This is a genomic window from Microbacterium sp., from assembly GCF_036566905.1.
In the GTDB taxonomy this organism is placed as follows: Bacteria; Actinomycetota; Actinomycetes; order Actinomycetales; family Microbacteriaceae; genus Microbacterium.
Map to the genome: position 1 here is coordinate 1 of NZ_DATCVK010000235.1, position 7,603 is coordinate 7,603.

Here is a 7,603-nt window from a genome sequence, read left to right on the forward strand (position 1 = left end):
CGCCCGGTCACATTCCGAACCCGGAAGCTAAGCCTCTCAGCGCCGATGGTACTGCAGGGGGGACCCTGTGGGAGAGTAGGACACCGCCGGACACCCATTCACGCAATGGCCACCCCTGATGGGGTGGCCATTGCGCGTTAAGGGCATCATCCACCTCGGTAGACTCGAGGGATGCCCGCGCTCGATCTGTCGCTGTCCTCTGCTGAACTCACTCGCATCATCTGCGACATTCCGAGCGAGTCGGGCGATGAGACTCTTCTCGCCGACGAGATCTTCGCGGAGATCTCCGCGCTCGATCACCTCGAGGTCTACCGCGACGGCGACACGATCGTCGCCCGCACGAACCTCGGTCGCCCGCAGCGCGTCGTGATCGCCGGGCACATCGACACCGTGCCGATCAACCGCAACGTCCCGACGAAGGACGTCGAGTTCGAGGGGCACCCGTTCATCTGGGGCCGCGGCACGGTCGACATGAAGGCCGGCGTCGCGGTGCAGCTCAAGCTCGCCGCCGAGCTCGTGGCTCCCCGGGTCGACATCACCTGGATGTGGTACGACCACGAAGAGGTCGACGCCGATCTCAACGGACTGACGCGACTGGCGCGTACCCGCCCCGATCTCTTCGCCGGCGACTTCGCGATCCTCGGCGAGCCGTCGAACGGCGAGGTCGAGGGCGGCTGCAACGGCAACCTCCGCGCGATCGTGCGCACGCACGGTGTGCGCGCCCACAGCGCGCGGGCCTGGATCGGCGAGAACGCGATCCACAAGGCGGCGCCCGTCCTCGGGCGGCTCGCCGAGTACGAGCCGCGCGATGTCGCGGTCGAGGGGCTCGTGTACCGGGAGGGCCTCAACGCGGTCCGCATCAGCGGCGGCGTCGCCGGGAACGTGATCCCCGACCTCTGCGAGGTGGAGGTCAACTACCGCTTCGCACCGAGCCGCGATGCCGCTGAGGCCGAGGCGCACGTGCGCGAGGTGTTCGCCGGTTTCGAGGTCGACGTCGTCGACGTGGCGGCCGGCGCGCGTCCGGGCCTCGACGCTCCGCTGGCGCAGGAGTTCCTCGCCGCGGTCGGCGCCGAACCGCGTCCGAAGTACGGCTGGACCGACGTGGCCCGCTTCAGCGCGCTGGGCGTGCCGGCCGTGAATTACGGTCCGGGAGACCCCCACCTCGCGCATCACGACGAGGAGCGGGTGCCGGTGGCTCAGATCGAGGCGGTCGAGCAGGGCCTGCGGGCGTGGCTGGCGACCAGCTGACCGCCGTTCCCGCGCTCCGGCGCTCGCGGGGCCGCGTAGCCCTGCGGGTGGCGGCGATCTACCTGGGTGCGCGCCTGGTCACGACGCTCTTCCTCTTTCTCGCGGCCGAGCTGTCGGGTTTCCAGAGCCGGATGGGTGCGGATGCCGGCCTCGGAGACACGGTCGTCGCGTGGGATGGCACGTGGTACTGGCTGGTGGCCATCTCCGGCTACCCGAGCTCGCTTCCGCTGACCGATGCCGGGCAGGTGGCAGAGAACGCTTGGGCTTTCCTCCCGCTCTACCCCTACCTGGCACAGGCGGTTGCCGTGCCGTTCGGCGGGCAGTGGGGGACCGGTGCCCTGATCGTGTCGCTCATCGCGGGGTACGGAGCATCCGTCGCCCTCTACAGTCTGCTGCGGGTTCGCCTCGACGAATCGGCGACGCTGTGGGCGGTGGCGTTCTTCGCGAGCGGTCCGCTCGCCGCGCTGTTCCAGATCGGCTATGCCGAGTCGCTCAACCTCTTTTGGCTGTTCTGCGGGCTCTGGTGCGTGGTGCGGCGTCGTTACGGTTGGCTGTACCTGCTCATTCCGCTCATGGCTTTCACGCGTCCCGGCGTGCTGGCGTTCGCGCTGTTCCTGGCGCTCTTCGGCATCTGGAGGTGGTTCCACCGGGCACGGGAGCCCCTGCGGGGCGCTGAGATCACCCACATCATCGCGCTGGGCCTGCTCGCCGCCATCGCGGGCTTCGCGTGGCAGCTCATCGCCGGTTGGGTGACCGGCGAACCCGGCGCCTACCTCGCCACCGAGCTCGCCTGGCGTCGCAACTGGGTGCCGGGAGACCCGACTTTCGCACCCTTCGAGCCCTTCTTCGCCGGGGTGTCGTTCTGGTTCGAGACGTTGTGGCATCTGCCGCTCGCTCTGGGCTTCGCCCTCGTCGGCGCCGGCGTGCTGCTGATCGGGGCGGCGCTCGTCTTCCTGCCGCAGGTGCGCCGACTGGGTATCGAGATCCGGCTGTGGAGCGCGAGCTACCTCGTGTACCTGCTGCTGGTGTTCTTCCCGCAGTCGAGCATCTTCCGGCTGCTCGTCCCGCTCTCGCCCCTGTGGGGCGCCTTCGCTGTACCTCGGTCGCGTGTCTGGCGTATCGGCGTGCTCCTGGCGTGCCTGATCGGCCAGTGGTGGTGGATCTACAACATGTACGCGCTCGGCAACAGCACTTGGCAGGTTCCGTGACGCGACATGACGGATGCCGCTTTCCCCAGGCGTGCCCGGGGCCCGTGCCCTCACGATAAACTTGACCTGCAGACCATCGATGAAAAGGAGCCGCAATGGCAGCCATGAAGCCGAGAACCGGAGACGGGCCGATGGAGGCCGTGAAGGAGGGTCGACTGATCATCGTGCGCGTGCCGCTCGAGGGAGGCGGTCGCCTGGTCGTCTCGGTGAACGACGCTGAGGCCAAGGAGCTCTACGACGTTCTGGGTGGCGTCGTCAACGCCGCGTAGTCGCACGTTGCGCGAATGGCCGGTCCCGACGGGACCGGCCATTCGCGTTTCTGCTGATCTGTCACGACAGGGCGACCGTGGTCAGCTGCAGCAGCCCTTCGCCCGTGATCGACAGCGCTCCGATCACGGCGGGCGATGCCTGCGTCTCCTGGATGAGCGAGCGGTAGGCGGTGGTCACCGGGTCTCGGCGGACCGGGTCGGCGACGCCGCCGCCCGCGAGGACGCGGGGGACCAGCACGGTGCCACCGGCGCGTACCAGGCGGAGGCCATGCTCGACGTACTCGATGACGCCGTCGGGATCGGCGTCGACGAGCACGATGTCGTAGGACGCCTCGTTCATACGGGGCAGCACCTCTGCCGCGCGGCCGGTGATGAATCGCGCGCGGGCCGGCGGGATCCGCGCCTCGGCGAAGGCCTGCCGGGCGGCCCCGAGGTGCTCCGGCTCCTTGTCGATGGTGGTGAGGGTGGCACGGGGCGAACCGTGCAGCAGCCAGAGACCGGAAACCCCGGCGCCGGTGCCGATCTCGACGATGTTGAGCGCCTGCGACGCGGCGGCGATGACCGCGCACTGCGCGCCGATGGCGGGACTGATCGGCGCGGCGCCGAGCTCGAGCGCGTGCGCACGAGCTCGCGCGATGTGCTCCGGCTCGCTCGTCGCCTCATCGACGAACCGCTGGTTCGCGTTCTGCTCTCCCATCAGCATCCCTCCGCCCGCCAGCCTACGCGGCCCCGCGGCGCTGATCGCACAGGCACGGCGGTAATCTGAAGGCATGATCTTCGGCCTCACGATCGAGAAGCTTCTGCTGATCGGACTCGTCGCGGCACTCATCCTCGGACCCGAGCGTCTGCCGCGGTATGCGGAGTCCCTCGCGGGACTGACGAAGCGGGCGCGGGAGTGGGTGACCACCGCGCGCACGCGTGTGCGCGACGAGATGGGCGAGGACTTCGACGACGTCGACTGGCGCACCCTCGACCCGCGCCAGTACGACCCCCGACGGATCATCCGCGAGGCGCTGCTGGACGATGCGCCGGTGGCCGGTGTCGCCGCCGCAGCGCAGGCCGCGCCCGCACCGACGCCCCCGACCACACCGGTGTCGTCGCCTTTCCGCGGTCCGGCGGACGGGCCGACGCCCTACGACACCGAGGCGACTTGACGCCGAGCGACCGTCACCGCGGACGGAACGGGAGCGAGCGTCCCGACAGACCCCGCGGCGTGCGCGCCAGTTCCGCGGCGATGCGGGCGATGACCTCGGCCGCCGGATCGCCGGGGTGCGCGAGGACGGCCGGGATGCCGGCATCCGCGTCCGCCCGCAGCGTCGGACTGAGCGGCACCGAGCCGAGCAGCGGAACCTCGGCGTCGGGTTGGGACAGCGCCGCGGCGACCGCCGCACCGCCTCCGGCGCCGAACAGGTCGAGCGTGGTGCCGTCGGGGAGAGTCAGGGCGGACATGTTCTCGATCACGCCGATCACCCGCTGGCCCGTCTGACGCGCCACCAGGCCGCTGCGCACAGCGACATCGGAGGCGGCGGTCTGCGGCGTGGTCACGACGAGCACCTCGGCGTTGGGGAGCAGCTGGCCAACCGATATCGCGACGTCGCCGGTGCCCGGCGGCATGTCGAGCAGGAGCACGTCGAGATCGCCGAAGTACACATCGGTGAGGAACTGCAGCACCGTGCGGTGCAGCATCGGCCCGCGCCACGCGACGGCGCCGACCGGGCTGTCCCCGTCTCGCCCGCGCAGGAACATCCCGATCGAGATCACCTTCACGCCGTGCGCGACGGGCGGGAGCATGAGGTCGTCGACGCGCGTAGGCTGCGGGACGCGGCCGTCGGCAGCCACGAGACCCAGCTGACCGGGGATCGAGAAGCCGTGCACGTCGGCGTCGACGAGTCCGACGGCCAGGCCCCGCTCGGCGAGGGCAGCGGCGAGGTTCGCCGTCACGGTGGACTTGCCGACACCGCCCTTGCCGCTGGTGACCGCGATCACGCGCGTGAGCGTTCCGGGGCCGAACGGCATCTCCCGGGCTCGCCCGCCGCGGAGGCGCTCGGTGAGCGCGTGCCGCTCGGCGGGGGTCATGACGCCCACGTCGAGCGCGACATCGGTGATGCCCGGAACGGATGCCGCGGCCGCGCGCACGTCCGAGGCGATGCGGTCGGCAGCCGGACATCCGACGATGGTGAGGGCGATCGCGACGTGGGCGACGCCGCCGTCCACCGAGATGTCGCGGACCATGTCGAGCTCGCCGATCGGACGGCGCAGCTCCGGATCGGAGACAGCGCCGACGGCGGTGCGGACGGCGTCCGCGTCCGTGGGAAGGCTCATCTCGTGGCGCCCTCGTCGACCTCGGGGTTGCTGTCGAGCTTCTCGAGCAGGGCGCGCAGCTCGGTGCGGAGCACCTCGCGCGTCACCACCTGGTCGGCGAAGTCGTTGACGGCCATGCGCAGCGCCACGACCTCGCGCGCGAGGTACTCGGTGTCGGCGAGGTTGCGCTCGGCGCGCTGTCGGTCCTGCTCGATCTGGACCCGGTCGCGGTCGTCCTGCCGGTTCTGCGCCAACAGGATCAGGGGCGCCGCGTACGACGCCTGCAGCGACAGGATCAGCGTCAGCAGCGTGAAGTTCGTCGCGGACGGGTCGAACTGCAGCTGCGGGGGCATGAAGATGTTCCACGCCAGCCACACGGCCACGAAGACGGTCATGCCGATGAGGAAGCCCGACGTGCCCATCGCGCGGGCGAACGCCTCGGAGAAGCGCCCGAACCTGTCGCTGGACTGCTGCGGGCTGCGCTGCAGCATGCCGGAGCGGCCGCGGGGCGCGTCGAGCGACGGCTGGCGGTTGGCGCGTGCCATCAGCGCCTCCTGCCGCTGCTCTTGGGCGTGCCGAAGGCCAGCGTGCTCGCAGTGGTCGTCGGCACGGCTTCGGACGCCGGGCGTCGTTCATCATCCTCCGCATCGTGAGATCGCCAGTCCTCGGGCAGCAGGTAGTCCAGCACGTCGTCGACGCTCACCGCGCCGACCAGCCGGTGGGCGGGATCAACGACGGGAAGCGATACGAGGTTGTACGACGCGAGGAGTCGGGCCACCTCGGCGGCCGATGCGGTGGCGGGCACCGGGTCGAGCGTGTCGTCGATGATCGCGCCGAGGCGCTCGTGCGGCGGGTAGCGCAGCATCCGCTGGAAGTGCACGGTGCCCAGGAGCCTGCCCGTCGGCGTCTCGTACGGCGGCAGCGTCACGAAGACCGCGGCCGCGAGTGCGGGATGCAGCTCGTGGCGCCGGATGAGGGCGAGCGCCTCGGCGATCGTCGCGTCGGCGGACAGCACGATGGGCTCGCTCGTCATGAGACCGCCCGCGGTGTCGGGGCCGTACTTCAGCAGCGCGCGGACATCCTCCGCCTCCTCGGGCTGCATGAGCTCCAGCAGCTCCTCGCGCTGGTCCTCGGGCAGCTGGCCCAGCACGTCGGCGGCATCGTCGGGCTCCATGGCGTCGAGGATGTCGGCGGCGCGCTCGTCGTCGAGCGCCTCGAGGATGTGCACCTGCTCGTCCTCGGGCATCTCTTCCAGCGCGTCGGCGAGACGGTCGTCGGGGAGTTCCTCGACCACTTCGAGAAGCCGGTCCTCGGGGAGGTCGAGCAGCGTGTTCGCCAGGTCGGCGGGGCGCAGCTCGGAGTAGGTCGCGACGAGCTGCTCGGCCGACTGGGCCTCGCCCGGCACCTGGCTCTCGCGCACCGCGTCCCAGTTGGCGAAAGTCGTCGGCCCCTTGGCGAAGGGGGAGGCGCTCGTCTTCGGCTTGCGCAGGAAGAGCTGTCCGACATCCCACTCGCCCAGGCGGTTACGCTCGATCGCGACGTCCTCGATCACGGCGGTGCCGGAGCCGTCCGCGAAGAACACCTTGCGGCCGAGCATCTCGGCCATCACGCGCACCTCGCCGCCGCGCTGCTGGAAGCGCCGCACGTTGATGAGACCGGTCGTGATGACCTGGCCGGTGGCGATGGAGGTGACGCGCCCGATCGAGACGAACACGTGGCGACGGCCGGGAATCTCGACGACGAGTCCGATCACGCGCGGCGGATCGTCTTTTCGATAGATGACGACGACGTCGCGGACCTTGCCGAGACGGTCGCCGGCGGGGTCGAAGACCGAGCACCCGGAAAGGCGCGCGACGAAAACCCTCTGCGTGCTCACACATCCCAGCGTAGTCCGCGTGCCATGGGAGGATGGGGAGATGACCATGATGGGAGGGCGCTCTCCGCAGGGTTCCGACGCGGTCGGCCAGACCGTGGCGAGCTTCCCGACGTACGAGGCGGCGCAGAAGGCGGTGTCGTCGCTGATCGCGGCCGACATCCCGGCGCGCGACATCGCGATCGTGGGTCAGGGGCTCCGTTCGATCGAGCGGATCACGGGTCGCCTCGGCTACGCGTCGGCGGCGCGTTCCGGCGCCGTGAACGGGCTCCTCCTCGGGCTGCTGTTCTCCGCGATCCTGGTGATCGGATCCCCGTCGGTGCCCATCCAGGCCTTCGTCGGGGTGCTGTTCGTGGGCATCGCGATCGGCATGCTGCTGAGCATCGTGACGTACTCGTTCGTGCGCCGCCGCCGCGACTACGCGTCGGTGATGCAGGTCGTGGCCGACCACTACGAGGTCACGGTGACCGACAACAGCGTGCATCGCGCACGTCAGGTGCTGGGGCCCCAGACCGGAGTGACGCCGGCCGCGCCTGCGTCGTCCGCCGCTCCGACGGTGCCCGCTGCGCCTGCCGCGCCCGCTCCCGATGCGGCGACCACAGAGCCGCCCAGGTACGGCGAGCGGGTCGTGCCGAACGCGGATGCCGCGCCGCGAGAGGAGTCGCAGCCTTCGGCGTCCGAGCAGCCCGCCGCAGACGACCCCG

9 protein-coding genes and 1 rRNA gene are annotated in these 7,603 nt (G+C 70.5%); 6 read left to right on the plus strand and 4 right to left on the minus strand.

Annotated elements, in window-relative coordinates:
• From rrf to VIP82_RS21605, 4 genes are all read left to right on the plus strand, one after another.
• Nucleotides 1–92, plus strand: a 5S ribosomal RNA gene (gene rrf / locus VIP82_RS21590); the annotation flags it as partial.
• 79 nt (nt 93–171) lie between these two features.
• On the plus strand, nt 172–1,248 hold the full coding sequence (gene dapE, locus VIP82_RS21595) for a succinyl-diaminopimelate desuccinylase (protein ID WP_331912448.1): 1,077 nt from the start codon (nt 172–174) through the stop codon (nt 1,246–1,248).
• Nucleotides 1,230–2,456 carry a putative hexosyltransferase gene (locus VIP82_RS21600; protein ID WP_331912450.1) on the plus strand — a complete coding sequence of 409 codons (1,227 nt, stop codon included), beginning with the start codon at nt 1,230–1,232 and terminating at the stop codon, nt 2,454–2,456. Before dapE ends, VIP82_RS21600 begins: the two co-directional genes overlap by 19 nt.
• A 95-nt stretch (nt 2,457–2,551) precedes the next feature.
• Entirely contained in the window at nt 2,552–2,725 is a 174-nt protein-coding gene (locus VIP82_RS21605; RefSeq protein WP_019179788.1) for a DUF3117 domain-containing protein, read from the plus strand.
• 61 nt (nt 2,726–2,786) lie between these two features.
• On the opposite strand, the gene VIP82_RS21610 is transcribed toward VIP82_RS21605, so the two are convergent.
• Nucleotides 2,787–3,422 (minus strand): O-methyltransferase, encoded by a 636-nt coding sequence (locus VIP82_RS21610; protein ID WP_331912452.1) that lies wholly within the window; start codon nt 3,420–3,422, stop codon nt 2,787–2,789.
• A 73-nt stretch (nt 3,423–3,495) separates the two neighbouring features.
• Here VIP82_RS21610 and VIP82_RS21615 point away from each other — a divergent pair, with 73 nt between their 5' ends.
• Nucleotides 3,496–3,879 (plus strand): twin-arginine translocase TatA/TatE family subunit, encoded by a 384-nt coding sequence (locus VIP82_RS21615; RefSeq protein ID WP_331912454.1) that lies wholly within the window; start codon nt 3,496–3,498, stop codon nt 3,877–3,879.
• Between the two features lie 13 nt (nt 3,880–3,892).
• Here VIP82_RS21615 and VIP82_RS21620 read toward each other — a convergent pair whose 3' ends face one another.
• From VIP82_RS21620 to VIP82_RS21630, 3 genes are read right to left on the minus strand one after another with little or no spacing between them, the layout of a single operon-like run.
• Nucleotides 3,893–5,047, minus strand: a complete 1,155-nt coding sequence (locus VIP82_RS21620; RefSeq protein ID WP_331912456.1) for an Mrp/NBP35 family ATP-binding protein — start codon at nt 5,045–5,047, stop codon at nt 3,893–3,895.
• On the minus strand, nt 5,044–5,571 hold the full coding sequence (locus VIP82_RS21625) for a DUF1003 domain-containing protein (RefSeq protein ID WP_331912458.1): 528 nt from the start codon (nt 5,569–5,571) through the stop codon (nt 5,044–5,046). Before VIP82_RS21625 ends, VIP82_RS21620 begins: the two co-directional genes overlap by 4 nt.
• Entirely contained in the window at nt 5,571–6,902 is a 1,332-nt protein-coding gene (locus VIP82_RS21630; RefSeq protein ID WP_331912460.1) for a magnesium transporter, read from the minus strand. The genes VIP82_RS21625 and VIP82_RS21630 overlap by 1 nt, the downstream gene beginning before the upstream one ends.
• A 40-nt stretch (nt 6,903–6,942) precedes the next feature.
• Between VIP82_RS21630 and VIP82_RS21635 the strand changes: the two genes are divergently transcribed.
• Nucleotides 6,943–7,603, plus strand: a 661-nt coding sequence (locus VIP82_RS21635; protein WP_331912462.1) for a YflT domain-containing protein, incomplete at its 3' end; no start/stop codon positions are given.